24 protein-coding genes and 1 pseudogene are annotated in these 26,146 nt (G+C 65.6%); 15 read left to right on the top strand and 10 right to left on the bottom strand.

Features of this window, described 5'->3' with window-relative positions; all coding sequences use genetic code 11:
* Positions 1–10: 10 nt before the first annotated feature.
* Positions 11–613 (top strand): 50S ribosomal protein L9, encoded by a 603-nt coding sequence (rplI, locus tag MTX19_RS21925; protein WP_280971951.1) that lies wholly within the window; start codon positions 11–13, stop codon positions 611–613.
* Positions 614–652: 39 nt separating this feature from the next.
* On the opposite strand, the gene MTX19_RS21930 is transcribed toward rplI, so the two are convergent.
* The 3 genes from MTX19_RS21930 to MTX19_RS21940 all read right to left on the bottom strand — a co-directional run bounded on the left by MTX19_RS21930 (position 653) and on the right by MTX19_RS21940 (position 2,759).
* The gene (locus tag MTX19_RS21930; RefSeq protein ID WP_280971952.1) at positions 653–1,114 is read right to left on the bottom strand and encodes a PaaI family thioesterase; all 462 of its coding nucleotides are present in this window, start codon (positions 1,112–1,114) and stop codon (positions 653–655) included.
* On the bottom strand, positions 1,111–1,716 hold the full coding sequence (locus tag MTX19_RS21935) for a TetR/AcrR family transcriptional regulator (RefSeq protein ID WP_280971953.1): 606 nt from the start codon (positions 1,714–1,716) through the stop codon (positions 1,111–1,113). The genes MTX19_RS21930 and MTX19_RS21935 overlap by 4 nt, the downstream gene beginning before the upstream one ends.
* A gap of 92 nt (positions 1,717–1,808) precedes the next feature.
* Positions 1,809–2,759 carry a hypothetical protein gene (locus MTX19_RS21940; protein WP_280979256.1) on the bottom strand — a complete coding sequence of 317 codons (951 nt, stop codon included), beginning with the start codon at positions 2,757–2,759 and terminating at the stop codon, positions 1,809–1,811.
* 255 nt (positions 2,760–3,014) lie between these two features.
* Between MTX19_RS21940 and MTX19_RS21945 the strand changes: the two genes are divergently transcribed.
* Positions 3,015–4,268: a cyclopropane-fatty-acyl-phospholipid synthase family protein gene (locus MTX19_RS21945; protein WP_280979257.1), complete on the top strand. Its 1,254-nt coding sequence runs from the start codon at positions 3,015–3,017 to the stop codon at positions 4,266–4,268.
* A 23-nt stretch (positions 4,269–4,291) separates the two neighbouring features.
* Here MTX19_RS21945 and MTX19_RS21950 read toward each other — a convergent pair whose 3' ends face one another.
* Positions 4,292–4,612: a hypothetical protein gene (locus MTX19_RS21950; protein ID WP_280979258.1), complete on the bottom strand. Its 321-nt coding sequence runs from the start codon at positions 4,610–4,612 to the stop codon at positions 4,292–4,294.
* Positions 4,613–5,060: 448 nt separating this feature from the next.
* Between MTX19_RS21950 and MTX19_RS21955 the strand changes: the two genes are divergently transcribed.
* The 13 genes and pseudogenes from MTX19_RS21955 to MTX19_RS22015 all read left to right on the top strand — a co-directional run bounded on the left by MTX19_RS21955 (position 5,061) and on the right by MTX19_RS22015 (position 19,258).
* Entirely contained in the window at positions 5,061–6,563 is a 1,503-nt protein-coding gene (locus tag MTX19_RS21955; RefSeq protein WP_280971957.1) for a replicative DNA helicase, read from the top strand.
* 150 nt (positions 6,564–6,713) lie between these two features.
* Entirely contained in the window at positions 6,714–7,934 is a 1,221-nt protein-coding gene (alr, locus tag MTX19_RS21960; RefSeq protein ID WP_280979259.1) for an alanine racemase, read from the top strand.
* 30 nt (positions 7,935–7,964) lie between these two features.
* Complete coding sequence (locus tag MTX19_RS21965) at positions 7,965–8,735, top strand: exodeoxyribonuclease III (protein WP_280979260.1); 771 nt, start codon at positions 7,965–7,967, stop codon at positions 8,733–8,735.
* Between the two features lie 785 nt (positions 8,736–9,520).
* The gene (locus tag MTX19_RS21970) at positions 9,521–10,246 is read left to right on the top strand and encodes a sulfite exporter TauE/SafE family protein (protein WP_280979261.1); all 726 of its coding nucleotides are present in this window, start codon (positions 9,521–9,523) and stop codon (positions 10,244–10,246) included.
* Positions 10,247–10,736: 490 nt separating this feature from the next.
* Positions 10,737–10,997, top strand: coding sequence for a hypothetical protein (locus MTX19_RS21975; RefSeq protein WP_280985467.1), 261 nt, complete (start codon positions 10,737–10,739; stop codon positions 10,995–10,997).
* A gap of 246 nt (positions 10,998–11,243) precedes the next feature.
* Positions 11,244–11,852 carry a hypothetical protein gene (locus MTX19_RS21980; RefSeq protein ID WP_280979263.1) on the top strand — a complete coding sequence of 203 codons (609 nt, stop codon included), beginning with the start codon at positions 11,244–11,246 and terminating at the stop codon, positions 11,850–11,852.
* A 95-nt stretch (positions 11,853–11,947) separates the two neighbouring features.
* Entirely contained in the window at positions 11,948–13,438 is a 1,491-nt protein-coding gene (gene radA, locus MTX19_RS21985; protein ID WP_280979264.1) for a DNA repair protein RadA, read from the top strand.
* 160 nt (positions 13,439–13,598) lie between these two features.
* Complete coding sequence (locus MTX19_RS21990) at positions 13,599–14,234, top strand: CvpA family protein (RefSeq protein WP_280979265.1); 636 nt, start codon at positions 13,599–13,601, stop codon at positions 14,232–14,234.
* 34 nt (positions 14,235–14,268) lie between these two features.
* Entirely contained in the window at positions 14,269–15,807 is a 1,539-nt protein-coding gene (purF, locus tag MTX19_RS21995; protein WP_280984854.1) for an amidophosphoribosyltransferase, read from the top strand.
* Positions 15,808–15,956: 149 nt separating this feature from the next.
* Positions 15,957–16,697 (top strand): SDR family NAD(P)-dependent oxidoreductase, encoded by a 741-nt coding sequence (locus MTX19_RS22000; RefSeq protein ID WP_280979266.1) that lies wholly within the window; start codon positions 15,957–15,959, stop codon positions 16,695–16,697.
* A gap of 194 nt (positions 16,698–16,891) precedes the next feature.
* Positions 16,892–17,194, top strand: a pseudogene (locus MTX19_RS22005) (hypothetical protein); the annotation flags it as partial.
* Between the two features lie 230 nt (positions 17,195–17,424).
* Positions 17,425–18,651, top strand: coding sequence for an ABC transporter substrate-binding protein (locus MTX19_RS22010; protein ID WP_280979267.1), 1,227 nt, complete (start codon positions 17,425–17,427; stop codon positions 18,649–18,651).
* Positions 18,652–18,865: 214 nt separating this feature from the next.
* The gene (locus MTX19_RS22015; RefSeq protein WP_280979268.1) at positions 18,866–19,258 is read left to right on the top strand and encodes a nuclear transport factor 2 family protein; all 393 of its coding nucleotides are present in this window, start codon (positions 18,866–18,868) and stop codon (positions 19,256–19,258) included.
* A gap of 129 nt (positions 19,259–19,387) precedes the next feature.
* On the opposite strand, the gene MTX19_RS22020 is transcribed toward MTX19_RS22015, so the two are convergent.
* The 6 genes from MTX19_RS22020 to panB form a co-directional block, all read right to left on the bottom strand.
* Positions 19,388–20,626: a TCR/Tet family MFS transporter gene (locus tag MTX19_RS22020; protein ID WP_280979269.1), complete on the bottom strand. Its 1,239-nt coding sequence runs from the start codon at positions 20,624–20,626 to the stop codon at positions 19,388–19,390.
* Positions 20,627–20,637: 11 nt separating this feature from the next.
* A complete protein-coding gene (gene der, locus MTX19_RS22025; protein WP_280979270.1) occupies positions 20,638–22,026 on the bottom strand; it encodes a ribosome biogenesis GTPase Der in 1,389 nt (462 codons plus the stop codon).
* Positions 22,027–22,234: 208 nt separating this feature from the next.
* The gene (locus MTX19_RS22030) at positions 22,235–22,801 is read right to left on the bottom strand and encodes a hypothetical protein (protein WP_280979271.1); all 567 of its coding nucleotides are present in this window, start codon (positions 22,799–22,801) and stop codon (positions 22,235–22,237) included.
* A 106-nt stretch (positions 22,802–22,907) separates the two neighbouring features.
* Positions 22,908–23,561: a tetratricopeptide repeat protein gene (locus MTX19_RS22035; RefSeq protein ID WP_280979272.1), complete on the bottom strand. Its 654-nt coding sequence runs from the start codon at positions 23,559–23,561 to the stop codon at positions 22,908–22,910.
* A gap of 154 nt (positions 23,562–23,715) precedes the next feature.
* Positions 23,716–25,314, bottom strand: coding sequence for a class I adenylate-forming enzyme family protein (locus MTX19_RS22040; protein ID WP_280979273.1), 1,599 nt, complete (start codon positions 25,312–25,314; stop codon positions 23,716–23,718).
* A 10-nt stretch (positions 25,315–25,324) separates the two neighbouring features.
* Positions 25,325–26,146 carry a 3-methyl-2-oxobutanoate hydroxymethyltransferase gene (panB, locus tag MTX19_RS22045; protein WP_280979274.1) on the bottom strand — a complete coding sequence of 274 codons (822 nt, stop codon included), beginning with the start codon at positions 26,144–26,146 and terminating at the stop codon, positions 25,325–25,327.

The following is a 26,146-nucleotide window of genomic DNA, read 5'->3' on the forward strand; positions in this document are numbered from 1 at the left end:
GAGAACGAACATGGAAGTCATTCTGCTGGAACGCGTGGCCAAGCTTGGCCAGATGGGCGAGATCGTGCGCGTCAAGGACGGGTATGCCCGCAACTTCTTGCTGAAGCGCGGCAAGGCGCTGCGCGCCACCGCCGACAACCGCGCCAAGTATGACGGCATGAAGGCCGAACTCGAGGCCAACAACATCAAGGCCAAGGGCGAAGCCGCCCAGGTCGCCGAGAAGATCGACGGCCGCGACATCGTCATCATCCGCCAGGCCTCCGAATCCGGCCAGCTGTTCGGCTCGGTCTCGGTGCGCGACATCGTCGCCGCGCTGGCCGCCGACGGCGTCACCGTGACGCGTCCGCAGGTCTGGCTGGATACGCCGATCAAGGTGATCGGCCAGCAGAAGGTCACGATCGCCGTCCACCCGGAAGTCGAGGCCAGCATCGTCGTGACGGTCGCCCGCTCCGCCGACGAGGCCGAGCGGATCAAGCGCGGCGAGGACATCTCGACCCGCCAGGAAGACCAGGACGCTGCCGCCGAGGCGCTCGCCGCCGCCGGCGAATTCTTCGATCCGGAAGCGCAGCACGACGAGGTCGAGCCGGCGCCGGCAGCCGAAGAAGAGAAGTAAGCGTGTTTCCAACGTGCCACCGACTGAAGCCCGGCCTGATCAGGCCGGGCTTTGGATTCGTGCCGCCGCCGCGTCGTCGAGCATCGCGATCGACGCCAGCGCCGTCGCGGTATGCCTTTCCTTGCCATCGATCACGCAGAACACGTCGGCTGCGACCACCGCGACCTGACGTCCCGGCTTGATCACCCGCGCGCGGCAGATCAGGCGATCGCCCGACGCCGGCGACAGCAGGTTCAGCTTGTACTCCGCCGTCAGCGCGGGCTGGCCGCGCGACGTCGCGGCCGCGATCGTCGTGGCATTGTCGACCAGGAACGCCGTGACCCCGCCGTGAAACAGGCCGTGCTGCTGCAACAGTTCGGGCCGGCGGTCGACCGCGAGCGTGCAGGCGCCGCGCGACAGCTCCGCCAATTCCGCGCCGACATGGCCCATGAAGCCCTGGCGGCCGACATTGTCGCGGATCCGTGTCGCAATCGGCGCAAAGTCCGGATCGGTTTCGCTCATGAAGTCCCTCCTGCTCTGTGCGCCGCTCCCGGCGCCACCACCGCGCGGATCGCGCAGGCGATCAGCGTCTCGACCTGTTCCCGCGGGTCGCTGCGGTCGCGGCCCGACAGATAGGCCCGGCAGAAGATCTGCGCCGGACCGATGATCTGGCTGAAGAACAGCACCGCGCTCATCGGCAGCAATTCGCCGCGGGCAAGCAGCGGCGCGCGCCAGCGCTCGATCCCGTCGGCGAGCCGCGCATTCTCGCTGCGCTGGGCGCCGCGCACCTCCTCGCTCCACTCGCTGCGCGAAATCTCGAACAGGAAACGCGCCTCGCGCCGGTTGCTCACGACCCAATCGAGATGGGCGCGGATCAGCCGCGCAACGCCCTCGCTCGCGCCGCAGGATGCATCGACCGAGGTCATGATCGCGGCGTGGTAGCGCTGCAGGATCTCCAGGAAGAGAGTTCCGGCCAGCTCCTTCTTCGAGGCGAAGAAGTGGAAGAAGCTGCCATTGGAGGCCCGCGCCCGGGTCCGGATCGCGGCAACCGTCGCGCCTTCGAAGCCATCCCGATCGAACACCGCCAGCCCCGCTTCCAGCAGATCCTCGCGCGCTGTGGTCACCCGCTTCTCCTCCTGACTAGATCAACACTCTAGAGCATTACTCTAATTGGAGTCAAGAATTTGCCCGGCCTGTGAGGGCCGGGCTTTGGGGATTACTTCGACACCGGAGCTTCGGACGACCCGGCCGGCGTTGGAGCGGGCGCAGCTGCCGTGGCCGGCGGAGCTGCGGATGCCGGCGCTGGCGAAGCGGCCGCAGCCGGGCTCGGGGCCGGCGCGGCAGCCGCAGGAGCCGGCGAAGGCGATGGCGCGGCAGCCGGAGCGGGCGTCACCGGCGGCACGGGGTCAGAGCGCAGCGGGGTCGATTCACTGCCGGTGGCTTCCTTGGGAGCATCGGCCTTGGCGCTGTCGGACTTGTCCGACACAGGCTTGGCGTTCGCCGGCTTCTCGCTCTCGCCCTTCTCCTGGCGCCTGGCGGCCCTGGGCTCGTCGTTCGGCGTCTCGCCCTTTGCTGCCTCGCCGGGTTTCTCCTCAACAGGCTTGCCGCGACGACCGAGCTTATGGCGGGAGGGCTTGCCCTCGCCTGCGGCCGGCGGCTCGCCCTCGACGGGTCTAACGCCCTCGGGTGCCTCGCTCGGGCGCGCCATGCGCTTGCCCCTGCGGTGAGGATGACCCTCGCCCGGCGTCAAGCCGTCCGCGTCCGGCCGGGCCGCCTCTTGCGGCGCTGCACCGGGATGCTGCCGGGGGCCCGGACGCTCCGCCTGCTCCGGCGACTGCCTCGCCTCGTGCCGACCGTCCTTGGCTCCCTTGGGCTGATCCTTCGCCTGGTAGCGCGGGTCGTTGGCGCCGTTCGAAATCAGATAGGACGCGAGCACCCCGGCCATGTCGCTGGACGTCGTGTAGTGCTGGCGCAGGAAGCCCGGCAGCGAGGACGCCGGCACGGTCTTGAGCAGGCCGCGCGGGCTCTTGTGGCACGCCGTGCAGGTGCTCGAGAAGATTTGGGAGGGGCTCTTGCCGGCCTCGAGGTTTTGCGCTTGCGCGGTTGCTGCCGGAAGGCAGCCAATCAAAAGCGTCACCGCCGCCAGACTGAGGGCTCGGCTCAACATTCCCTTAAGTCTCCAGATTCCGGAAAATCGCCGCCGGGGTCCATGGCGACGGTCACCTTTTATCCGATTATCGCGCGAATGGAAGCGCGTCCATGATGCACACACGGTATTGTCACATTTCGGAATATCGGCTTTGACCACAATGCAATAGCGCGATCTAATTCCCTGCCTATGTTTGTAGCGATGGGGACACATCGGGGCACACCGCTCCGGTTGTGTCGGGCGCAAGCAGCTTGCCGTTCCGTTGGTGTATCGATGGATCGATTGTTGCGATACTTCTTGGGGCACTTCGTTCGGCGCGGTTCGATCACGTTCACGACCGCAAGCGGAATGAAATTCACCTGCGGCGACGGAAGCGGCATACCGGTTGCCGTCCGTTTCACGAGCACCGCGGCTGAAGCCCGCGTTCTCCTCGATCCAGAGCTCTATCTCGGCGAAGCCTACATGGACGGCACGTTCGTGGTGGAACAAGGCACCATCGCGGATGCGCTGGCGGTCCTGATGGGCCAAGCCAAAATACTGCCGAACTATGCCCGACTGCAGTCGGGCCTGCGCTTCCTCGGACGGCGCATCCAGCAGCTCAATGTCCGGGGCCGGTCCAGGAACAACGTCGCCCGCCACTACGATCTCGATGGGCGCCTCTACTCGCTCTTTCTCGACGCCGACAAGCAATATAGTTGCGCCTACTTCGAGACGCCCGATGCGACGCTGGACGATGCCCAGCTCGCCAAGAAGCGCCACCTCACCGCCAAGCTTCTGGTGCGGCCCGGCGACCGCGTCCTCGACATCGGCTCCGGCTGGGGCGGACTTGGGCTTTATCTCGCCGAAATGACCGGCGCCGACGTCACCGGCGTCACGCTGTCGACCGAACAGCTGCAGATTTCCAATGCCCGCGCCGCCGAGCGCAACCTTGCCCAGTCGGCGCGTTTCCTGCTGCAGGACTATCGCGACATCCCCGGCCCGTTCGACCGCATCATCTCGGTCGGCATGTTCGAACATGTCGGGGTGGCCTTCTACGAGACCTTCTTCGAGCGCTGCGCCGAGCTCCTGAGCGACGACGGCGTCATGATGCTGCATTCGATCGGCCGCTCGACCGGTCCCGACGTCACCAGCCCCTGGATCAGGAAATACATCTTCCCCGGCGGCTACATCCCGGCCCTCTCCGAGGTCATGCCCGCAATCGAGAAGGCCGGCCTCCTGGTCTGCGACATGGAAATCCTGCGCCTGCACTACGCGGAGACGCTGAAGGCGTGGCGCGACCGGTTCATGGCGCGACGCGAGGAGGCCGTCCGCCTCTATGACGAGCGCTTTGCCAGGATGTGGGAGTTCTATCTGGCGGCGTCGGAGATGTCGTTCCGCGTGCAGAACATGATGAACTTCCAGCTGCAACTCACCAAGCGGCAAGGCATCGTGCCGATGACGCGCGACTATATCGGCCGCGAGGAAGCGCGGCTGCGGCTCAAGGAGGCGGACGCCGCCACGCCCCGGCTGCAGCTCGCCGGCGAGTAAGTCTGACGAAAAGACGAGAGCGGCTAATTGCGAAGGTTGTAGGCCGACCCGTATTGGGCGAAGGCCGATCCCGGGCGCGCCAGATGGGCCGAAACGGCTGAAATCAGGTTGGCATCGCAGGGAACGCTGCGGGTCTCCGGGCGGGCGGCCTGCTCCATGGCCTCGATCAGCCTCGCCAGCCAGCGCCGGTCGAGGCTTTCCGCCCGGCCGACCACACACCGCGATGTCTGAAACTCCTGCGCCATCGTCGTCGTATCTTCGCTGAGCGACAACAACCCGGAAATCACCAGGTCGTTCCCGCGACCATGCCGCAAATAAAATGCGGCGGGTGTGACCTGCTTCACAGAGGCCCTGTCCGGTTCGTCGTAGTGGTCCGGTATGAGCCGAGAAACATACCGATCGATGTTGGACCCGCAGCGCGATATCGTGACCGACTACGCCTTGATCGCAACCGGCGTGGCGGCAGCGTTGATCGCACTGGCCTTCCTCATCCTCGTCTGAAGAATCTGAACGAACGGCCACCTCGCCTTCTGATGGGTGCGCCGGCCCGACAAAAGGTTCAGGCCGCGTCCAACTCTCACCAACGACACCGCTCCCCAGCCCCGCCCTCCCCGGTTTTCGACGAATCCCCGTCAAGCCGAATGCGTCCTGCCGTCCGGGATTCACACCATGCGTTGTGTGAATCGTGCATAAGGCACATCCCACCTTTCGCTTCGTGCCGGGCTGGCGCTTGATCGCGGCCCCACATCCGAAAATCCCAGTAACGACGAAATCAGAAGAATAAGCTCGTCCATGGCCTTGATTGATTCGAACGTCCACACGCTCGCACCTGACGCCGGAACACCGGCGTACCGGAGTGCACCGCACAACATCGAAGCGGAGCAGAGCCTTCTGGGCGCGATCCTGGTCAATAATGACGCCTTCTACCGGGTCTCGGACTTCCTGGAGCCGAAGCACTTCTTCGAAACCATCCACCAGCAGATCTACGAAACTGCCGGAAGTCTGATCCGGATGGGTAAGGTCGCGACCCCCATCACGCTGAAGACTTTCCTGCCCGCCGATCTCGACATCGGCGGCATGACGGTCAGCCAATACCTCGCCCGGCTTGCCGCCGAGGCGACCACCATCATCAACGCGCAGGATTACGGCCGCACGATCTATGACCTCTGCCTGCGCCGCGACCTGATCCGGATCGGCGAAGAGATCGTCAACGTCGCCTACGACGCGCCGGTGGATTTCGCTCCCCGCGCGCAGATCGAGGATGCCGAACGGCAGCTCTACTCGCTCGCCGAGACCGGCCGCTATGACGGCGGCTTCCAGCGCTTCTCGCAGGCCCTCACGGTTGCCGTCGACATGGCGGCGAAGGCGTTCCAGCGCGACGGCAAGCTGTCGGGCATCTCGACCGGCCTGCGCGACCTCGACGCCCGGATGGGCGGCTTGCAGCCGTCCGACCTCATCGTTCTCGCCGGCCGCCCCGGCATGGGCAAGACGTCGCTGGCGACCAACATCGCCTACAACATCGCCAAGGCCTACGTGCCGGAGGTGCAGGCGGACGGCACCACCAAGGCCGTCAACGGCGGCGCCGTCGGCTTCTTCTCCTGCGAAATGAGCGGCGAGCAGCTCGCCACCCGTATTCTGGCCGAGCGCACCGGCATCCCCTCGAGCCTGATCCGCCGTGGCGGCATCACCGAAATGGACTTCGAGAAGATCCGCGACTGCTCGATCGAGCTGCAGTCGCTGCCGTTCTACGTCGACGAGACCGGCGGCCTGTCGATCTCGCAGCTCACCGCCCGCGCCCGCCGTCTCAAGCGGCAGAAGGGTCTCGACCTGATCGTGATCGACTACATCCAGCTGCTGCAAGGCTCGGGCAAGCGCGGCAACGACAACCGCGTGCAGGAAATTACCGAGATCACCACCAGCCTGAAGGCGTTGGCGAAGGAATTGAACGTTCCCGTGATCGCTCTCTCGCAGCTCTCGCGTCAGGTCGAAAACCGCGACGACAAGCGGCCGCAGCTCTCCGACCTTCGTGAATCGGGCTCGATCGAGCAGGACGCCGACGTCGTGATGTTCGTCTATCGCGAGGAATACTACCTCGCGAACAAGGAGCCGCGCCCCGGCACCCCCGAACACGAGAAGTGGCAGACCGAGATGGGCCTCGCCCACGGTAAGGCCGAAGTCATCATCGGCAAGCAGCGCCACGGCCCGACCGGAACCGTCGAACTGCACTTCGAAGCCAGCGTCACCCGATTCGGCGATCTCGCGCCCGACGGCCAGGTTCCGGATCGCGGCTACTAAAGCGTTGTCGAGCGAAGTGGATACCGGTTCGCGTAAAGAAAACGCGTCAAAGCAAGAATCGAGAGCCCTGTGCCGATACCATCGGAACGGAAGTGGCTTTACCGACGTGACGCGGTTGAACGCCGGAAGCCCCGCGCGTACAACTGCTGCATGAACATCGTGACCGATGCGAAATCGCAACTGACGCTCGAAGCCAGCCTGGTGGCGGCCGATCCGGCCGCCACCGGCATCCTCACCGTCGACCTCGACGCCATCGTCGCCAACTGGCGCAGGCTCGAGAAGACCGCGGTCCCGGCCGAATGCGCCGCCGTGGTCAAGGCCAACGCCTATGGCTGCGGCGCCGAGCAGGTTGCGCGCGCGCTCGCCAATGCCGGTTGCAAGACCTTCTTCGTCGCCACAGTGGATGAGGCCGCCGTCGTGCGCGCGGCAGCTCCCCAGGCCACCATCTATTCGCTCGGCGGCTTCTTCCAGAACACCGGCGACCGCTACGCCAAGATCGATTGCAAGCCTGTGATCGGCGACTTTAACGAACTCGCCGAATGGGACGTGTTCTGCCGCCGCTCCGGCTGGTCCGGCGGCGCGGCGATCCATATCGATACCGGAATGAACCGGCTCGGGCTTACAGTCAGCGAGGCGCAGGGCATCATCCCGCGCATCAACGCCGGCGACCACGGCATCACGCTGGTGATGAGCCACCTCGCCTCCGCCGAGTTGCTCAACAATCCCACCAATGCCAGGCAGCTCGCGACCTTCCGCGAAATCGCAAGCCTGTTCACGGGCGTGCCGGCCTCGCTCGCGAACTCGTCCGGCGTCTTCCTCGGCCCGCATTTCCAGTTCGACATCGTTCGTCCCGGCTGCGCGCTCTATGGCGTCAATCCGACGCCGGAGGCCGACAACCCGATGCAGCAGGTGGTCGACCTCAAGGCGCGCATCGTGCAGATCCGCAACATCGATCGCGGCGAGACCGTCGGCTATGGCGGCACCTGGACCGCACGACGGCCGACCCGCCTTGCGATCGTCGCGGCCGGCTATGCCGACGGTTATTTCCGCGCCGCCAGCGCCAATGACGGCACCCGCGGCGCCGAAGTGGTAGTCGCCGGCAAGCGCTGCCCGATCGCGGGCCGTGTCTCGATGGACCTGATCGCGGTCGACATCACCGATCTCGACAAGAACGCCGCGCGCCGTGGCCACATGGTAACGCTGATCGGCGAAGGCATCACGGTCGACGAGCTCGCGCATCATTTCGGCACGATCGGCTATGAGGTGCTGACTAGCCTCGGCCGCCGCTTCGCGCGGGTCTACAAGGGCGGCGGTGCCGCTGCCGAGCCGGTGGCGCCACCGCCGGCTGCGTCTGTCGCGGCATCGAGCTGACCGCGGAAGGGTTCGCGATCGCTTGGACGCATGAAGATCGCGACCTTCAACATCAACAACATCAATCGCCGCCTGCCGAACCTGTTGCGCTGGCTGCACGCGGCGAAACCCGACGTCGTCAGCCTGCAGGAGCTCAAGGCGAGCGACGCCGAGTTTCCGCATGCAGCGATCGAGAAAGCCGGCTATGGCGCAGTGTGGCAGGGGCAGAAGACGTGGAACGGCGTCGCGATCCTCGCGCACAAGGCCGCGCCGGTCTTGATCCGCACCGCCCTGCCCGGCGACCGCGACGACCATGAGGCGCGCTACATCGAGGCCGCCGTGCGCGGCATCGTGGTCACCAGCCTCTATCTGCCGAACGGCAATCCGCAGCCCGGACCGAAGTTCGACTACAAGCTCGCCTGGTTCAAGCGGCTGCGCACGCATGCCGCCAAGCTGCTCAAGCAAGACGTTCCGGTCGTGCTCGCCGGCGACTACAACGTCGCGCCCACGCCGTTCGACATCTATCCGACCCGCTCCTGGGACAAGGACGCGCTGATCCAGCCGAAGAGCCGCGCCGCGTTCAAGGCGCTGGTCGACCAGGGCTGGTGCGATGCGATCCGCACGCTGCATCCTGACGCGCCGATGTTCACCTTCTGGGACTACAAGCGCAACCGCTGGCCGCGCGATGCCGGCTTGCGGCTCGATCATCTCCTGCTCAGCCCCGCGCTGGCGTCGCGGCTCGAAAAGGCCGGCGTCGATCGCGACATCCGCGGCGAGGACGGCGCCAGCGACCATGCGCCGGCGTGGGTGGTGTTGAAGTGATGGGCTTCCACCGTCATTGCGAGAAGCGTTAGCGACAACTTGTCCGCCGAAGCCTCGGCGAAGGCGGAAGCAATCCATCGTTCCGCATATGCAAAGCCCTGGATTGCGTCGCGTCGCTCGCAATGACAGGGAGAGCATTATCGCTCCGCCCCGCCGTCATACCCCGCGCATGCGGGGTATCCAGTACGCCGCGGCCTCTCGGTCAATCACTGCTGCCTCTGGAATACTGGATCGCCCGCTTTCGCGGGCGATGACAGTCGTGGAGATATGGCTTCGCGTTCTCGCGACGTGAATCGTCCGAGGTTTGCATTTCGTTCCGCCCTCTCATCAAGCAGAGGGCGCAGAGAAAGCCGGGTGCCGATCGCACCCATGGGTCCCGAGCAAATGGAAAGCTCGGGAGGTAGGACCACAGGTGAAACCGGAGCAATCCCGGCTTTCCCTGCGCGATGGGCTACGGCTTATACGTGCTCTCCCTGGCGAGACTGGGCTTTGTTGTCACCGTCTTTGCAAAAGCGCTTCGCGCTTTGCAAGGAGACACCTGCCACTAGGGCGTCAGGCCTGCACGACTTCACCGTCCGCCTCACGCATGCTCGTCAGTCACACGCTCGGCGTCCACCGCATCTCGACCCAACACTCGTGACGATCGCGAAGCGCCCCTCAAGCGGGTGAGACGGGCAATTCATACACTAAGTTGCACTTCTGGAAAACAGAAATATTTTTGATGCGGGGTCTTGCGCCGTCGGGCAAATCAGCGCTAGGGGCGATCAACGGGTCGGAGTACGCGCGTGGGCTATCTCTTCGTCCCCATCGTCGGCCTGGTCGCAGGCACCATCTCCGGCATCGTCGGCACCGGCTCGTCGATCATGCTGATGCCGATCCTGGTCTATCAGTTCGGGCCGAAGCAGGCCGTGCCCATCATGGCGGTCGCGTCCGTGATGGCCAATCTCTCGCGCATCCTGGCCTGGTGGCGCGAGGTCGACTGGCGCCCCTGCGTGGCCTATTCCGTCACCGGCATTCCGGCCGCAGCGCTCGGCGCGCGGACGCTGCTCGCTCTGCCCTCGCGCGCGGTCGACGTCGCGATCGGCGTGTTTCTGATCGCGATGGTGCCGGTGCGGCACTGGCTGGCGCGGCACAGACTGAAGGCCAGGCTCTGGCATCTCGCGATCGGCGGCGCCGTGATCGGTTACCTCACCGGCATCGTGGTCTCGACCGGGCCGCTCAGCGTGCCGCTGTTCCTGTTCTACGGCCTTTCGCGCGGCGCGTTCCTCGCCACCGAAGCGGCAAGCTCGCTCGGGCTCTATGTGAGCAAGTCGGTGACGTTCGAGCGCTTCGGCGCACTCACCGCCACTGTGGCGCTGAAGGGTCTGATCGCCGGCGCGTCGCTGATGGCCGGCGCCTTCATCGCCAAGCGCTTCGTGCTGCGCCTGAAGCCCGAGGCGTTTCGCTTGCTGATGGACGGCATCATGCTGATCGCCGGCGCATCACTGCTGTGGTCGGCCGTATTGCGCTAGGTCCCGCGTTGCGCGGCCGCTCGCGGTCGACACACGCGGACATTTCGCCATGACGATCGTCACTTGCGTTCGGTCGCCGACGCCTGCACCGTGCAATCCACAACGTAATTCTACGGGCTTTTGCCGTTCGATGCTGGTTAACTCGAAAGAGTTTTGCCGCTCGTTCACTCCCGGTTGTTTTCCCGGTTGCCTACACCTGATCACTCCGATTATGACAATCGTATTACTTGCGTTCGATCGTTGCGGAAAAAGGACTTTGCTCAGGCGCGGATTGCGAGATCGATCGTAGCCTTGGGTGCAGACCCAAGATCCAGGACGACACGCATCGTGCGCAAACGGCGGCGCCGCAAACTCAGCGGCAATTATTGTCGATGCCGCCCGAAGCCAAGGCCCGCGACGTATCGAACAGAATTTGGACGTCGCGGATTATTTGTCCGCGACAGGCAGGAAAGGTAGGCGCGTGATGCGCAAAATGATTATTGCAGCGGCAATGACTTTGACGGTCGCCCTCGTCGGCTCGGCTCTCTGGCCGACGGCAAAACCCGACGTCGAACATTTCGGAGACAGCGTCTACGAGACCATCTGGGTGTGGCGCATTCCGGCTTACGCGCACAATCCGTCCTGGCGCGTGCACTGGCGCTGGAGCGATCCGCTTCGCGCAGAAGCGAGATGTTGCCGCGCCCTGCCGACCGGCTTCACGCCGCGCGAGCACTCGCCGATGCTGCTGTCGACGCGCGCGCTGCGCAGCTAGTAAGGAGACGGCCGGACATTGACGGCGGTCGTCTCACCGGATGGCCTGCACCAACGTCTTCACAACACGCGTCGCCGTGCAAAAAATTCAGCGCTCACGAATCGGCATCGAGCGAATTTGATTCAAACTGGATTGTAGTTGTCGTTACTTTTTATCCTTAACCAGAAATTGCATCTTTGATTTACATCTGCTCGATGCGGTTTACCTTGTCTTCGCGGACCAAGCGAACTCAAGGACAACAACAATATGCCCCGGCCAAGCCTCACCCTGTCGCTGGCATTCCTTCTGGCTGCACCGGGCCTCAGCCTCGCTGCCGACGACATCAAACCGGCGGCGCCGGATTCGACGGTTGCGGCGAACCGTGTTGCGTGTTCCCTGCACCGGAACGCTGAGGAACCTGCCGATCCATCGTCGACCTCGGCAATCCCCGAAAAGTTCGTCGCGCGGGAACATTTCGCCGAAGACTTTTCGTCAAGCGCCGCCGTCAAGATCTCGTGGCTCGGCGCGACCTTCGCGCGCCGGTTCGCGACCAAGGTCGAGGACGATGTCGGCGGCACTTCGCTGCAGACCTATGTCCTGAGCGCCGCGTCAAGCGACAAGGAGATCCTGGCGAAGCTGGATCAGGATCACGAGAGCCGGCTGGCCGATGTCTGGTGCCTGTTGAAGCAGCAGCCCAACGGGAGCAGCGGCCCCCTGGAAACCAACGCCAAGCCGAATGTCTTTTACGTCCGCGATATGGCCGGAGAGCTCGGCGCGGTCGACGTGCTCTGGGGCGGCGTCGGATGGGAGATCGGCGCAAGCCCGGTCGGCGACACGCCACGATGGTCGGCCGGAACGCGGATATTCTCCCGCTGATCCCCGCCGTCCGGCAGGTGCCCAATCATTGATGGATCGTGCTCGCCAGTCGAACCGTGTTATGCACGGTGCTCGACAGTGCGACTCACCTGCCCATGGCCAAGAACACAATCTCCTTCGTCTGCCAGAACTGCGGCGTGGCGTATAATCGCTGGCAGGGCAAGTGCGACGCCTGCGGCGAATGGAACACGCTGGCCGAGGAAGATACCTCGGGTTCGGTGCCGGTCTCGATCCGCAGCAAGCGCAAGGGCCGGACGTTCGCGCTGGAGTCGCTCTCGGGCAAGACCCAGGACGCCCCGCGCCTCTCCTCTGGCATGGCCGAGCTCGATCGCGTTACCGGCGGCGGCTTCGTGCGCGGTTCGGTGCTGCTGGTCGGCGGCGACCCCGGCATCGGCAAGTCGACGCTGCTGACGCAGGCGACCAGCATGATGGCGCGCGCCGGGCATCGCGTGGTCTACATCTCGGGCGAAGAAGCGGTGGCGCAGGTGCGGCTGCGAGCGGACCGGCTCGGGCTCGCCGATGCGCCGGTGCAGCTGGCGTCGGAGACCTCGGTCGAGGATATCGTCTCGACGCTGTCGGAAGGCACCGTCCCCCGCCTGATCGTGATCGACTCGATCCAGACCATGTGGACCGACACCGTCGAATCGGCGCCCGGCACCGTCACCCAGGTCCGCGCCTCCGCGCAGGCGCTGATCAGATTTGCCAAGAAGACCGGGGCTGCGATCATCCTGGTCGGCCACGTCACCAAGGACGGCCAGATCGCAGGCCCCCGCGTGGTCGAGCACATGGTCGACGCGGTGCTGTCATTCGAGGGTGAAGGCTCGCAGCAGTTCCGCATCCTGCGCTCGGTGAAGAATCGCTTCGGCGCGACCGATGAGATCGGCGTGTTCGAGATGACGGGGCTCGGCCTGCGCGAGGTCACCAATCCGTCCGAACTATTCCTCTCTGAACGCGACCTCGGCAGCCCCGGCACGGCGGTATTCGCCGGCATCGAGGGCACGCGGCCGGTGCTGGTCGAATTGCAGGCGCTGGTGGCGCCGACCTCGCTTGGTACGCCCCGCCGCGCCGTGGTCGGCTGGGACCCGAGCCGGCTGTCGATGGTGCTGGCGGTGCTGGAGGCCCATTGCGGGGTGAAACTCTCCGGCCACGACGTCTATCTCAACGTCGCCGGCGGGTTGCGCATCCAGGAACCGGCGGCGGACCTCGCCGCGGCCGCCGCGTTGGTCTCCTCGCTGGTAAACGCCCCGCTGCCGACCGACGCGGTCTATTTTGGCGAGATTTCGCTGTCCGGCGCGGTCCGCCCGGTGGCGCAGACGCCGGCGCGGCTGAAGGAGGCCTTAAAGCTCGGCTTTGGCCGCGCCATCCTGCCCGAATCGGCCCGCGGCGAGACCGGCGGCGACGCCGGGCTGTCGCTCAACAGCGTCGGCAATCTGACCACGCTGGTCGCCGAAATCGCCGCGCGCGGAACACCGAGGGGCAACCGGGGGGCGCCGAGGGGCGACCAGGGCGACTCTGGGAGCCCTGATCCGGTTGAGAAAAATGCCACCGGCCCGATTCCGTCGCGAGATCGGCTAAAGCGGGCGTGACGCGCCCGCCCCCCGCCGCTATACATCCGCCGCGCGGGACAGGTGGCTCTCCGGCCTTGCCGGACGCACCCGATGCGCCTCAGTTAGGACGGCACCGACATGCCGATTCGCGAGAGCCATTAACAGCGTACCCAAACGTACCAGCGGACCTGACCAGCCGATGCCCATAACAATACTTGATCTCGTCCTGCTCGGGGTGATGCTGATCTCGGGCCTGCTTGCCATGGTGCGTGGCTTCATGCGCGAGATCCTGTCGATCGCGGCCTGGGGCGCCGCGGCGCTGGTGACGCTGTATGCGTTCTCGAAGCTGCTGCCGACCGCCAAGACCTATTTCAACAACGACACGGTCGCGGCCGTGGTCGTGGTGGCCGGCACCTTCATCGGCACCCTGATCGTGGTCTCCATCATCACGGTGCGCATTTCCGACATGATCCTGGATTCGCGGATCGGCGCGCTGGACCGGACCCTCGGCTTCCTGTTCGGGCTGGCTCGCGGCCTCCTGATCGTGGTCGTGGCGTTCATGTTCTTCACCTGGCTGGTCCCGGACAAGCAGCGGCCGGACTGGGTGACCGGGGCGAAGTCGCGGGTGGTGCTGCAGGGAACCGGGGATTGGCTGATGTCGCTCTTGCCTGACGACCCCGAGAACACCATCTTAAAGAAGTTCAAAAAGAATAAGCCGGACGATGATTCTGCTGCCGATCCCGATCAGGCTACCACGCCTGCGTCGGGCGACGGCTATAGTAAACCTGCCCGCGACAGCCTTAAAAAGCTGATCGAGAAACCTGCAGGCCATTGACTTTGACGGGCCCCAACGAGAGGCGATGAACGAGATGCAGACCCCTTCCGATCACGCCGACCAACTGGATCTCGACCTCGGCCCGATCGAATTGCAGGACCATCTCCGAGAGGACGATCTCCGACATCCGGATCTCGATGGCGACACGCTCCGCGAGGAATGCGGCGTGTTCGGCATCTTCGGCCACACGGAAGCCGCCGCGATCACCGCGCTCGGCCTGCACGCCCTCCAGCATCGCGGCCAGGAGGCCGCCGGCATTGTCTCCTTCGACGGCAGCCGTTTCCATTCCGAGCGCCGTCTCGGCCTCGTCGGCGACACCTTCTCCCGACGCGAGGTGATCGAGCGCCTGCCCGGCAGCGCCGCGGTCGGCCATGTCCGCTACTCCACGACCGGCGCCACCATCCTGCGCAACGTGCAGCCGCTGTTCGCCGAGCTCAATGCCGGCGGCTTCGCGGTCGGCCACAACGGCAACCTCACCAACGCCCTCACCCTGCGCCGCGAGCTCGTGAAGGGCGGCGCGATGATGCAGTCGACCACCGACACCGAAGTGATCCTGCATCTGGTGGCGCAGTCCAAGCGCGCCCGCTTCATCGACCGCTTCATCGAGGCGCTGCGCGCGATCGAGGGCGCCTACGCGCTGGTCGCGCTGACCAACAAGAAACTGATCGGCGCGCGCGACCCGCTCGGCATCCGGCCGCTGGTGCTCGGCGATCTCGACGGCCGCCCGATCCTGACCTCGGAGACCTGCGCGCTCGACATGATCGGCGCCAAATATGTCCGCGACATCGAGCCCGGCGAGATCATCGTGTTCGACGAGAGCGGCGCACACAGCCACAAGCCGTTCCCGCCGAAGCCGCCGCGGCCCTGCATCTTCGAATACATCTATTTCGCCCGGCCGGATTCCATCGTCGGCGGCCGTTCGGTCTATGACGTGCGCAAGGCATTCGGTGCCCAGCTCGCGCGCGAGAGCCATCCCGATGTCGACGTCGTGGTGCCGGTGCCTGACTCGGGCGTGCCCGCCGCGGTCGGCTACAGCCAGTATTCCGGCGTGCCGTTCGAGCTCGGCATTATCCGCAACCACTATGTGGGCCGCACCTTCATCCAGCCGACCCAGAGCGTGCGCGAGCTCGGCGTGCGCATGAAGCATTCGGCCAATCGCGCCGCGATCGAGGGCAAGCGCATCATCCTGATCGACGACAGCCTGGTGCGCGGCACCACCTCGAAGAAGATCGTGCGCATGATGCGCGACGCCGGCGCCCGCGAGGTGCACTTCCGCCTCGCCTCGCCGCCGATCCTCTATCCCGACTATTACGGCATCGACCTGCCCGACCGCGGCGGCCTGCTGGCGGCCACCCATTCGGTCGAGGAGATGCGCGAGATCATCGGCGCCGACTCGCTGGCATTCCTGTCGATCGACGGCATGTACCGCGCGATGGGCTATCAGGGACGCGATCCCGCCAACCCGAAATTCGCTGACCACTGCTTCACCGGCGCCTATCCGACCCACCTCACCGACCAGAGCGACGTCGAGCCCGCGCCGCGCCAGCTCTCGCTGCTCGCCGAGGCGAGCTGACGCGCAGGAACACGCCGTTTTCCGTCATGGCCGGGCTTGTCCCGGCCATCCACGTCTGTAATACCCGCCCCAAAGACGTGGATGCCCGGCGCGTCTGGCGCGAAGACGCGCTTCGCGCTACCGGCCGGGCATGACGAAGAGAGCGGCTCATGACAAAACCCCTCGCCTCCCGTATCGCCCTCGTGACCGGCGCCTCGCGCGGCATCGGCTATGCCACCGCGGTCGCGCTCGCCAAGGCCGGTGCGCATGTCGTGGCGGTGGCGCGGACGCAAGGAGGGCTGGAGGAGCTCGACGACGAGATCCGCAAGGACGGCGGCAGCGCCACGCTAGTGCCGCTCAGCCTCACCGACTACGAGGGCATCACGCGGCTCGGGCTTGCGCTGCACGAACGCCACGGCAAGCTCGACATCCTCGTCGGCAATGCCGGCGTCGCCGGCCCCTCCTCGCCGCTCGGCCATATCGAACTGAATCCGTGGAACGACGTGATGGCGGTGAACGTCACCGCGAACTTCCAGTTGATCCGCTGCATGGATCCGCTGCTGAAGCAATCCGATGCCGGCCGCGCGGTGTTCGTCACCTCGGGCGCGGCCTACAAGGCCAATGCCTATCTCGGCCCCTATGCGGCATCGAAAGCCGCGCTCGAGGCGCTGGTGCGCTCCTGGGCCAACGAGACCGCCAACACCAAGCTGCGCGTCAACCTGTTCAGCCCCGGCCCGATCCGCACCCGGATGCGCGCAGCGGTATTTCCCGGCGAGGACCCGATGACGCTGGACACGCCCGACATGGCCGCCGAGTTCATCGTGCCGATGTGCGGGCCCGACTGGACCGAGACCGGCAAGCTGTACGACTACAAGGCGCGCACGCTGCGGAATTTTCAGCCGCCGGCGTAGTAATCCGAGGCGCGCCACGCCCTCGTCGTCTCCCCGCGAAGGCGGGGATCCAGTATCCAATAGCGATCGTCATTGAATCGCTGGATCACCCGGTCCCGTCTACGCCAAAGGCTTCGACGAGGCTCAGCTCTCAGGCGCGCCGAAGCATCTTTGCGGAGGCGGCAAGCCGGGCGATGACAGCTTTGTTCGGCATCTTCGTGAAGGAGTTCTTCTACGAGAAGAAGACGCTGGGCGACGGCGCGGTGTTCGATCTCGCGCTATGGCCCGATCCCAAGCAGACCTATCTCCTCAATGCCGACGGCGCCAACAACGAGATCAGTGTGGTCAAGCGCGAGGACGGCAGCGTGGTCGGAACCTTCGGTCACGGCGGCCGCAATGCCGGCCAGTTCGCGCTGCTGCACGTCATGGCGGTCGACCAGAACGGCAACGTCTACATCGGCGAGGTCGACGGCAAGCGCATCCAGAAATTCAAGCTGACTTCCGACGCTCTGAAGTAACGACGGGCTGGATGACGCTGCGACACCGCGGCCTCGGGCACGTCGCCGCAGCTCAACGGGAGCAACCATGATGCCGACGCCTCCCCGCCCGCGCTCCGGACTGTGCGGATTCGTCCGGCTTTATGCTGATTGCCGTTAGGCTTCAGAAAGGGTAAGCGGGAAACCCAACCGGCACGAAGGCTCCATCTCAAGAGGGCCGTCCGGATAATTCACAGTGGAGGGAATATTTCATGACAACGACGTTCGCGCGGCGCTGTGCCGCGCTTCTTGCTTGCGCCGCACTCAGCCTTTCAACTTCTGCGTTCGCTCAGGACAAGACCGTCAAGATCGGCGTGCTGAACGACATGTCGAGCCTTTATGCCGACATCGGCGGCCCAAATTCGGTCGTCGCGGTCAAGATGGCGGTCGAGGATTCGGGTCTACTGAAGAAGGGCTGGAAGATCGACGTCGTGAGCGGCGATCACCAGAACAAGCCCGACGTCGGCGTCAATATCGCGAGGCAATGGATCGACAACGACAAGGTCGACGCGATCGCCGATACGCCGAACTCCGGCGTCGCGCTTGCGATCAACAACCTGGTCAAGGAAAAGAACTCCGTCCTGCTCAATTCGGGTGCGGCCACCGCGGATCTGACCGGCAAGGCCTGCACGCCGAACACCGTCTCGTTCACCTACGACACCTACATGCTGGCCAATGGCACCGGCAAGGCGTTGACGAAAGCCGGCGGAGATACCTGGTTCTTCCTCACCTCAGACTACGCCTTCGGCCACGCACTGGAGCGGGACACCTCCGCGGTCGTCACCGCCAATGGCGGCAAGGTGCTCGGCAGCGTCAGGCATCCGCTCAACACAGCGGACTTCTCCTCCTTCCTGCTGCAAGCGCAGAGTTCGAAGGCCAAGGTCATCGGCCTCGCCAATGCCGGCGGCGACACCACCAACGCGATCAAGCAGGCCGCGGAATTCGGCATCGTCTCCGGCGGCCAGAAGCTGGCGGCGCTGCTCTTGTTCATCAACGACGTGCATTCGCTGGGGCTCAAGACCGCGCAAGGCCTGACGTTCACGGAATCCTTCTACTGGGACATGAACGACAAGACCCGCGCATGGTCGAAGCGCTTCGCCGCCCTGGCTGCCAAGAACGCGATGCCGTCGATGACGCAGGCCGGGAACTACGCGATGGTGCTGCACTATCTGAAGGCGCTGGAGGCCCTCGGCGGGAATCCGCATGACGGCGCCAAGGTCGTGGCCAAGATGAAGGAGATCCCGACCGACGATCCCTTGTTCGGCAAGGGCCCGCTGCGGATCGACGGCCGCCGCATCATTCCGGCCTATCTGTTCGAGGTGAAGAAGCCCGAAGAGTCCAAATATCCCTGGGACTACTACAAGCTGATCGCCACGATCTCGCCGGACGACGCAGCCAAGCCGCTCTCGGCCAGCGAGTGCCCGCTGGTGAAGAAGTGACGGCGTAGGAAGCGGAACGATTTTGCTTACCTCGGCGACAGGGGTGGGTTGGCCCGCGGCTAACCCGCCCCGCGCCGTTTCGCGCGTCGCATTCACATCATCACGTCGTGGCCGCCTTGCCCGGCCGGCAAAACGACACATGTCCCCTATCGGATATTCGCCCTCGCCTTCGTCCTCGGAGCATCCATCAGCCAGCATTCGGAGCACGAGAGCGATGACGCAACAGGGCCAATCGGCAGAAATCGAGATCAAAGCGCTGATCGACGCGTGGACGGACGCCGTCCGCAGACACGACTATGCGGGCGTTCTCGCCCATCATGATCAAGACATCGTGATGTTCGACGTTCCGCCGCCGCTCCAATCGCGCGGCTTGGACGAATACCGGAAGACATGGGATCTGTTCTTCCGCTATCACAAACCCTCGTACGCGTTCGACATCGAGGACATCGCGATCACCGCCGGCAACGACGTCGCCTTCGCCGTCGCAGTGATGCGCTGCGGCCCTCCCGACGCCACGTTCCAGTTCAGGCTGACGGTCGGATTGCGCAAGGTCGACGGTGCCTGGCGCATCACGCACGAGCACCATTCGGTGCCCGCGACCGAGTAGAATTGTAGGGTGGGTTAGCCAACGGGTCCGCGCAACGCGCGGCCCGATGATAAACTCCGCGTAACCCACCGACCTGCTCACCTCGCAGATAACGGTGGGTTACGCCTTCGGCTAACCCACCCCACGAAGCTACGATGTTATCTTCCGCGCCGCCGTCGCGCGCCACGCGATCGCGAGCGCCAGCAGCAACAGCGCACCCGCAAGGTAGAACGGCGCGCCGGGCATTTTCAGCGGCACGCTGTCGCAGATGAAATAGGCGAAGGTCAGCGTGAACAGGAACGGCCCGATCAGTTCCGAGACGCTCTGCACGCTGGTGGTGGCGCCCTGCAGCTGGCCCTGCTGGTCTGCTGCCACGAGCTGCGTCGTCAGCGCCTGGGTCGCGGCGCCCGAGACGCCCCACAGCGCCATCACGGGAATGCCGACCCAGAACAGGTGTCCGGTCGGCGCCGCGCCGAAAATCGCGAAGCCGGCGGCGCCGCACATGAGGCCGAGGAACAGCGCCTTGCGCTCGCCCAAACGCCGGACGATCGGGCCGATCGCCGCGCCCTGCACGATCATCGCGCAGACGCCGACCAGCGCCAGCGTGGCGCCGACCGTGCCGGTGTCCCAGCCGTAGCGATATGTAGCGTAAAGCACGAACACCGAGGGCAGCACGACATGCGCGAGCTGCGCGAAGAAATTCGCCAGCGACAGGCCGGCGAGCGTCCGGTGCGAACGCAAGAGACGCAGCGCGCCGAGCGGATGGGCGCGCCGCCAGTGGAACGGCGAACGGCGCTCACGCGGCAGCGACTCCGGCAGGATGAACAGGCCGTAGAGACCATTGACGAAGCTCAACCCCGCCGCAACCCAGAACGGCAGCCGCGGATCGATCTCGCCGAGCAGGCCGCCCAGCGCCGGCCCGAGGATGAAGCCCGCGCCGAAGGCGACGCCGACCTTGCCGAACATCGCGGCCCGCTGCTCCGGCGCGGTGACGTCGGCGACATAGGCGAACGCGGTCGAGATGCTCGCCGACGTGATGCCTGAGATCACCCGCCCGATGAACAGCCAGACCAGCGTCGGCGCCAGCGCCATCACGACATAGTCGGCGGCAAGGCCGAAATTCGACAAGAGCACCACGGGCCGGCGGCCGAAGCGGTCGGACAGCGCACCCAGCACCGGCGAGAAGACGAACTGCATCAGCGCCCAGATCGTGCCGAACAGGCCGAAGATGCGCGCCGCGTTCGCGGTGTCGTTGTTGACGAAGCCCTCGATCAGCTTCGGCAGGATCGGGATGATGATCCCGAGCGCCAGCATGTCGAGCAGAAGGGTGATGAAGATGAAGATCACCGCGCCACTGCGCGCCGGCGGTGCATCTGTCGTGCCGTTCACCGCCTCCCCGCTCACGACGGCCGTTTGCGCTTGTAGGCGAACGGATTGGCCTTCTCGCGCAGCGTGATCCGAACAGGTGTGCCCGGCAGATCGAACGCCTCGCGCAGCCCGTTGGTGAGATAGCGCAGATAGGATTTCGGGATCGCATCGGCGCGCGAGCAGAACAGCACAAAGCTCGGCGGGCGCGCCTTGGTCTCGGTGATGTAGTTCAGCTTCAGCCGGCGGCCCGAGACCGCGGGCGGCGGATTGGCCTGGATCGCCTGCTCGAACCAGCGGTTGAGCGCCGAGGTCGGCACGCGCCGGTTCCAGACCGCATAGGCGTCCTGGATCGCGCTCATCAGGCGGTCGATGCCCTCGCCCATCAGGCCGGACACCGCCACGATCGGCGCACCCTTGACCTGCGGCAGCCAGTGATCGGCGTCGGCGCGCAGCGCCGAGATCTGGTTCGGCTTGCGCTCGACGAGATCCCATTTGTTGACCGCGAGCACGATCGCGCGGCCCTCGCGCTCGATCAAGTCGGCGATGCGCAGGTCCTGCTCCTCGAACCTGTTCTGCGCGTCCATCATCAGCACGACCACCTCGGCGAAGCGCACCGCGCGCAGCGCGTCGGCGACCGAAAGCTTTTCCAGCTTCTCCTCGATTCGCGAGCGGCGGCGCAGGCCTGCGGTGTCGAAGATGCGGAATTGACGGCCCTGCCAGGTGATCTCGACCGCGATGGAATCGCGCGTGGTGCCGGCCTCGGGGCTGGTCAGCAGGCGTTCCTCGCCGAGCAGACGGTTGATCAGCGTCGACTTGCCGGCATTGGGCCGGCCGACGATCGCCACCCGGATCGGGCGCTGCGCGGCCTCCTCCTCCGAGACGTCTTCGTCATCGTCCTCCACCTCGTCATCATCCGCGTCGGCGCCTTCCGGCATCAGCGCACTCAGCGCCTCGTAGAGCTCGCCCATGCCCTCGCCATGCTCGGCCGAGATCTGCACGGGATCGCCGAGACCCAGCGCATAGGATTCCATCGCCCCGATCTCGCCATGCTTGCCCTCGGCCTTGTTCGCGACCAGCACCACCGGCTTGTTGGCGCGGCGGGCGAAATCGGCAAAGGCGCGGTCGGTCGGCGTCAGGCCGACGCGGGCGTCGATCACGAACATCAGGGCGTCGGCAAGCTCGATCGCGGTTTCGGTCTGCTCCTGCATCCGGGCGGTCAGCGAGCCCTTGGCACCCTCGTCGAGGCCTGCGGTATCGATGATCGTGAAGTCGAGATCGCCGAGCCGCGCCTGGCCCTCGCGGCGGTCGCGCGTCACACCCGGCTCATCGTCGACCAGCGCGAGCTTCTGCCCGACCAGCCGGTTGAACAGCGTCGATTTGCCGACATTGGGCCGGCCGATAATGGCGATGGTGAAAGACATGAAACTATCCAAGCGCAACTTATCAGGCGCGAGTCAATGAGCTTCGGGTAGCCCGTGCCTGTTCTCGATCGGTGGCCTCATCCTTCGAGGCGGCGCTTCGCGCCTCCTCAGGATGAGGGGCTGGATCCTCATGGTGAGGGGCGCGGCAGCGCCGCGCATCTCGAACCATGAGGCCGTGGGATGTGCACCGGGCCCAGGTAGTTCGGCGCTAGTGGCTAAACGAGCCGCTCGGTAGCGGCGCGGGGAACGGCGCGGCGGATTGTTGCGTGGTCTGGGCCGGGGCCGCCGGCTGCGCGGCGGGCTGCTGCGCCTGCTGGTCATCGGGAGGCGGCGCCGTGGTCCGGCGGCGAACGACCTTTTTCTTCTTCGGCTCCGGCGGCAGCGCGACGGGAGCGCCCTCCTCGGACGCCGCGGCGTCGGGAGCGCCGGCCTGGCCCGCAGCAGGAGCCGGCTTGCCCCTGGCGTGCTTCTTGGCTGGTTTTGCCGGCTCGGCCGGCGGAGGCGTCGCCGCGGCGGCAGCCTCGGCGGCCTGCTGCTCCCGCTGCTGCTGCTCCACCTCGTTCTTGTACAATTCCTTCGGCACGCCCTGCTCGAGGCCCGGCACGCCCTCGGGGAATACCGGCTTGCGCTCGCCCGGCAGCTTCTTCTTGGTGTCGAGGAAGTCGAGCAGATCGGACGGATCGAAATTGGCCATGCCGCCGCCACCGCAGCCCGCCAGCACGCTGCAAAGCGAGACGAGAACTGCGGCTGCGATCAAGCGTTGCGAGCGGCGCATGGTCGATCTCTCATTCAACTCAGGTTTGTCTGGGCATGATCTCCGCGCAAACGCTTCGCGTTTGTCGCGAGGGAAAACCGGTTCCCACTTTTCCGGATCATGCCTCTCAGCTCTTGGCGGCCGGCGGCAGCAGGGCCTGCAGCGCCTCGGCGCGCGAGCGCAGGCTCGGAGGCGAGTCGCCGTCACTGGCAATCTGGTCAAGCCACTTGCGCGCGGCGGTAGCGTCGTTGGCCCGCCAGGCCGACAGCGCCAGCAGTTCGCGCGCGGTGTGACGGAAGGTCGAATCCTGGGCGGTCGCCGGTTCGAGCCGCTGCAGCATGTTCGGATAGGTCGTGGTTTCCATCAGGAGCTGAGCTGCGCGGATCCGGGCCAGGTCCTGCTCGGGCCGGCCGACGCTGCCGTCGGCCGCGATCTCGTCATACAGCTTGGCGGCGGCCTGCTGGTCGTGGGTCGCGACCTCGGCCGCCATGCGCAGCCGCGCCAGGGTCCGATAGCCGTACGGCGCCTTGGCCGCGAGGTCCGCAAAGGCCGCTTCCGCCTCGGCATGCTTGTTCTGCTCGGACAATTCGACGGCGCGATCGAATGCCGCACCCGCCTCGGCGGCCTTCTTCGCCTCCAGATACTGGTAGCCGCGCCAGCCACCGACGCCCGCGATGATCAGCACCACCAGCGCGATAATGAACAGCGAGTACTTGTCCCACAGCCTCTTGAGCTGTTCGCGACGGACTTCCTCGTTTACTTCATCAAATAATTCAGACACTTAAGGCTATCCCATCCCCTCGGGACCGCAATTGCGGGCTGGGCCCAGCCCACACCCGATCCCCACACCGCCGCGGCGTTACCCTAATGGTGTGGCGGTGGCAAGGCAAAGCGAGGGGGATCAAAGTGTTAACCGTGGAGGTTTGCCTCGCCGATCAGGTCGCGGCCGCCGCCAACGTCTCCCGCAACTGGCGCTTGATCACCTTGCCGTTGGCGTTGCGCGGCAGCGGGGTTGCGGTCAGCGCCATCGTCTCGGGCACCTTGTAATCCGACAGCCGCTCGGCGCACCAGGCGCGCAAGGCCTCCGCATTCACCTCGGCACGCGTCACAATCACGGCGTGCACCCGCTCGCCCAGGACCGGGCACGGCTTGGCAATGATCGCGCTCTCGACGACGGCAGGGTGACCGGCCAACACCGATTCAACCTCGGCGGAATAGATCTTCAGGCCGCCGCGGTTGATCATGTCCTTCTGGCGATCGAATACGCGGACGAAGTTCTGCGTATCGACCGAGCCGAGATCGCCGGAATGCCAGAAGCCGGCCGTGAAGCTCTCGGCTGTTGCCTTCGGATTGTTCCAGTAACCCCGGATGACGGAGGCGCTGCGGATCCAGAGCTCGCCGATCTCACCGCGCGGCACTTCGCGGCCATCAGGCCCCATCACGACGATCTCGGCGCCGGGGCATGGCAGGCCGACGCTGTCGATATGCGCCTCGGTCAGTTCGCCCGGCATCAACGTCGACGGCGACGTGGTCTCGGTGGCGCCGTAGCAGTTCGCGAGCTTCAACCCGGGAATCTTGGCGTCGAGCTTCTCTATGGTGGCGACCGGCATCGGCGCGCCGCCGAAGCCGCCGATGCGCCAGCTCGACAGATCGTAGCTGTCGAAATCCGGCTGCAGCAGACAGAGATTGTACATCGCCGGCACCATCACCGTGAAGGTCACGCGTTCGCGCGCGGCGAGCTTCAGATATTCTGATGCCTTGAACTCGGGCATGACGATCAGCGCGCCGGCGCAGCACACCATGGTTGTGATATTGGCGACGGCGCCGGTGACATGCGCGAGCGGCACGGCGGCAACCGAGCGATCCGCTTTGGTCAGCTTCAGGCAGGACACGAACACCATCGAAGAATGGATGATGTTGCAATGGGCGAGCATCGCGCCCTTCGGCCGGCCCGTGGTGCCCGACGTGTAGAGGATCATCGCAGTGTCCTCTTCCCTCACCTCCGCGGGCGCGGATGCCGGCGGATTGTCGAGCAGGCGTGCAAATTGCGACGCGCTGTCTTCGCTCACGGAGATCCGGTGCCGCAGATCGGGGATGTCGGCCGCGTCGGGCACGCGGTCGGCAAGCGTGGCCTCGTGGACGAGAAGCTTCGCGCCGCAATCGTTCAGCACAAAGGCGATCTCGGGCTTCTGCTGCCGCGTCGAGAGCAACACCGTCACCAGCCCGGCATGGGCGGCGGCGAACATCGCCAACACGAACTCGATGCGATTGCCGAGCAGGATCGCGACGCGATCGCCGGGCACAAGGCCGAGCTTTTCGAAGCCGGCCGCGACCTTGGCCGAGCGCTGCGCGAGCTCGCGCCAGGTCAGGCGGGTATCTCCGCAGATCAATGCCTCGCCGTCGCCATTCTGTGCGACGGCTTGCGCGATCATCGCCCACAGGCTGCCCGGCCGCTCCACGAACGCCGGCACGACCCGGTCACCGAAGCGCGGCTCGAGCCGCATGGGCGGAAGTGCGTGCTGCGACCAGTCCATGTCAGCTCCGTCAGGTCTTCTTCATCTCGTAGACATGCTCGGGCCCCGGGAAGGCGCGGCTCTTCACGTCCCGCGCATAGCCAGCGATCGCTTCCTCGATCGCCGGTCCGAGATTGCCGTAGCGGCGCACGAATTTCGGCGCGCGCGGCGACAGGCCGAGCATGTCCTCCAGCACCAGCACCTGGCCGTCGCAAGCCGCGCTGGCGCCGATGCCGACGGTCGGCACGGCGATCGACTGCGTGATCTTGCGCGCCAGCGGCTCGGCCACCGCCTCGACCACGATCGAGAAGGCGCCGGCCTCCGCGATCGCCCTGGCGTCGTTCTCGATCGGCGCCCAGTTCGCCTCCTCGCGGCCCTGGGCGCGGAACGAGCCGAGCGTGTTGATAGACTGCGGCGTCAGGCCGATATGGCCCATCACCGGAATGCCGCGCTCCGACAGGAACGCCACCGTCTCCGCCATCCGCACGCCGCCCTCCAGCTTGACCGCGCCGCACAGCGTTTCCTTCATGATCCGCACCGCGGACTGGAACGCCTGCTCCTTCGAGCCTTCGTAGGAGCCGAACGGCATGTCGACCACGACGAGCGCCTGCTGCGAGCCGCGCATCACCGCGCGGCCCTGCAGGATCATCATGTCGAGCGTAACAGGCACAGTGGTTTCGAAGCCGTGCATGACATTGCCGAGGGAATCCCCGACCAGGATGGCGTCGCAATGCTTGTCGACCAGCGCCGCGGTGTGCGCGTGGTACGAGGTCAGCATCACGATCGGCTCGCCGTTCTTGCGGGCGCGGAGATCGGGCGCAGTCTTGCGCTTGATGGCGGATTGAACAGACAT

Origin of the sequence: Bradyrhizobium sp. ISRA464 (assembly GCF_029910095.1) — a bacterium.
In the GTDB taxonomy this organism is placed as follows: Bacteria; Pseudomonadota; Alphaproteobacteria; order Rhizobiales; family Xanthobacteraceae; genus Bradyrhizobium.

Coding starts and splice junctions, on each gene's coding strand:
- MTX19_RS21955 (WP_280971957.1), top strand. CDS start 5,061: ATGGCCTTGATTGATTCGAACGTCCACACGCTCGCACCTGACGCCGGA.
- radA (WP_280979264.1), top strand. CDS start 11,948: ATGGCCAAGAACACAATCTCCTTCGTCTGCCAGAACTGCGGCGTGGCG.
- panB (WP_280979274.1), bottom strand. CDS start 26,146: ATGTCTGTTCAATCCGCCATCAAGCGCAAGACTGCGCCCGATCTCCGC.
- purF (WP_280984854.1), top strand. CDS start 14,269: ATGCAGACCCCTTCCGATCACGCCGACCAACTGGATCTCGACCTCGGC.
- MTX19_RS21965 (WP_280979260.1), top strand. CDS start 7,965: ATGAAGATCGCGACCTTCAACATCAACAACATCAATCGCCGCCTGCCG.
- rplI (WP_280971951.1), top strand. CDS start 11: ATGGAAGTCATTCTGCTGGAACGCGTGGCCAAGCTTGGCCAGATGGGC.
- MTX19_RS22015 (WP_280979268.1), top strand. CDS start 18,866: ATGACGCAACAGGGCCAATCGGCAGAAATCGAGATCAAAGCGCTGATC.
- MTX19_RS21930 (WP_280971952.1), bottom strand. CDS start 1,114: ATGAGCGAAACCGATCCGGACTTTGCGCCGATTGCGACACGGATCCGC.
- MTX19_RS21940 (WP_280979256.1), bottom strand. CDS start 2,759: ATGTTGAGCCGAGCCCTCAGTCTGGCGGCGGTGACGCTTTTGATTGGC.
- MTX19_RS21975 (WP_280985467.1), top strand. CDS start 10,737: ATGACTTTGACGGTCGCCCTCGTCGGCTCGGCTCTCTGGCCGACGGCA.
- MTX19_RS22040 (WP_280979273.1), bottom strand. CDS start 25,314: ATGGACTGGTCGCAGCACGCACTTCCGCCCATGCGGCTCGAGCCGCGC.
- MTX19_RS21945 (WP_280979257.1), top strand. CDS start 3,015: ATGGATCGATTGTTGCGATACTTCTTGGGGCACTTCGTTCGGCGCGGT.
- MTX19_RS21990 (WP_280979265.1), top strand. CDS start 13,599: ATGCCCATAACAATACTTGATCTCGTCCTGCTCGGGGTGATGCTGATC.
- MTX19_RS22010 (WP_280979267.1), top strand. CDS start 17,425: ATGACAACGACGTTCGCGCGGCGCTGTGCCGCGCTTCTTGCTTGCGCC.
- MTX19_RS22000 (WP_280979266.1), top strand. CDS start 15,957: ATGACAAAACCCCTCGCCTCCCGTATCGCCCTCGTGACCGGCGCCTCG.
- MTX19_RS22030 (WP_280979271.1), bottom strand. CDS start 22,801: ATGCGCCGCTCGCAACGCTTGATCGCAGCCGCAGTTCTCGTCTCGCTT.
- MTX19_RS21980 (WP_280979263.1), top strand. CDS start 11,244: ATGCCCCGGCCAAGCCTCACCCTGTCGCTGGCATTCCTTCTGGCTGCA.
- der (WP_280979270.1), bottom strand. CDS start 22,026: ATGTCTTTCACCATCGCCATTATCGGCCGGCCCAATGTCGGCAAATCG.
- alr (WP_280979259.1), top strand. CDS start 6,714: ATGAACATCGTGACCGATGCGAAATCGCAACTGACGCTCGAAGCCAGC.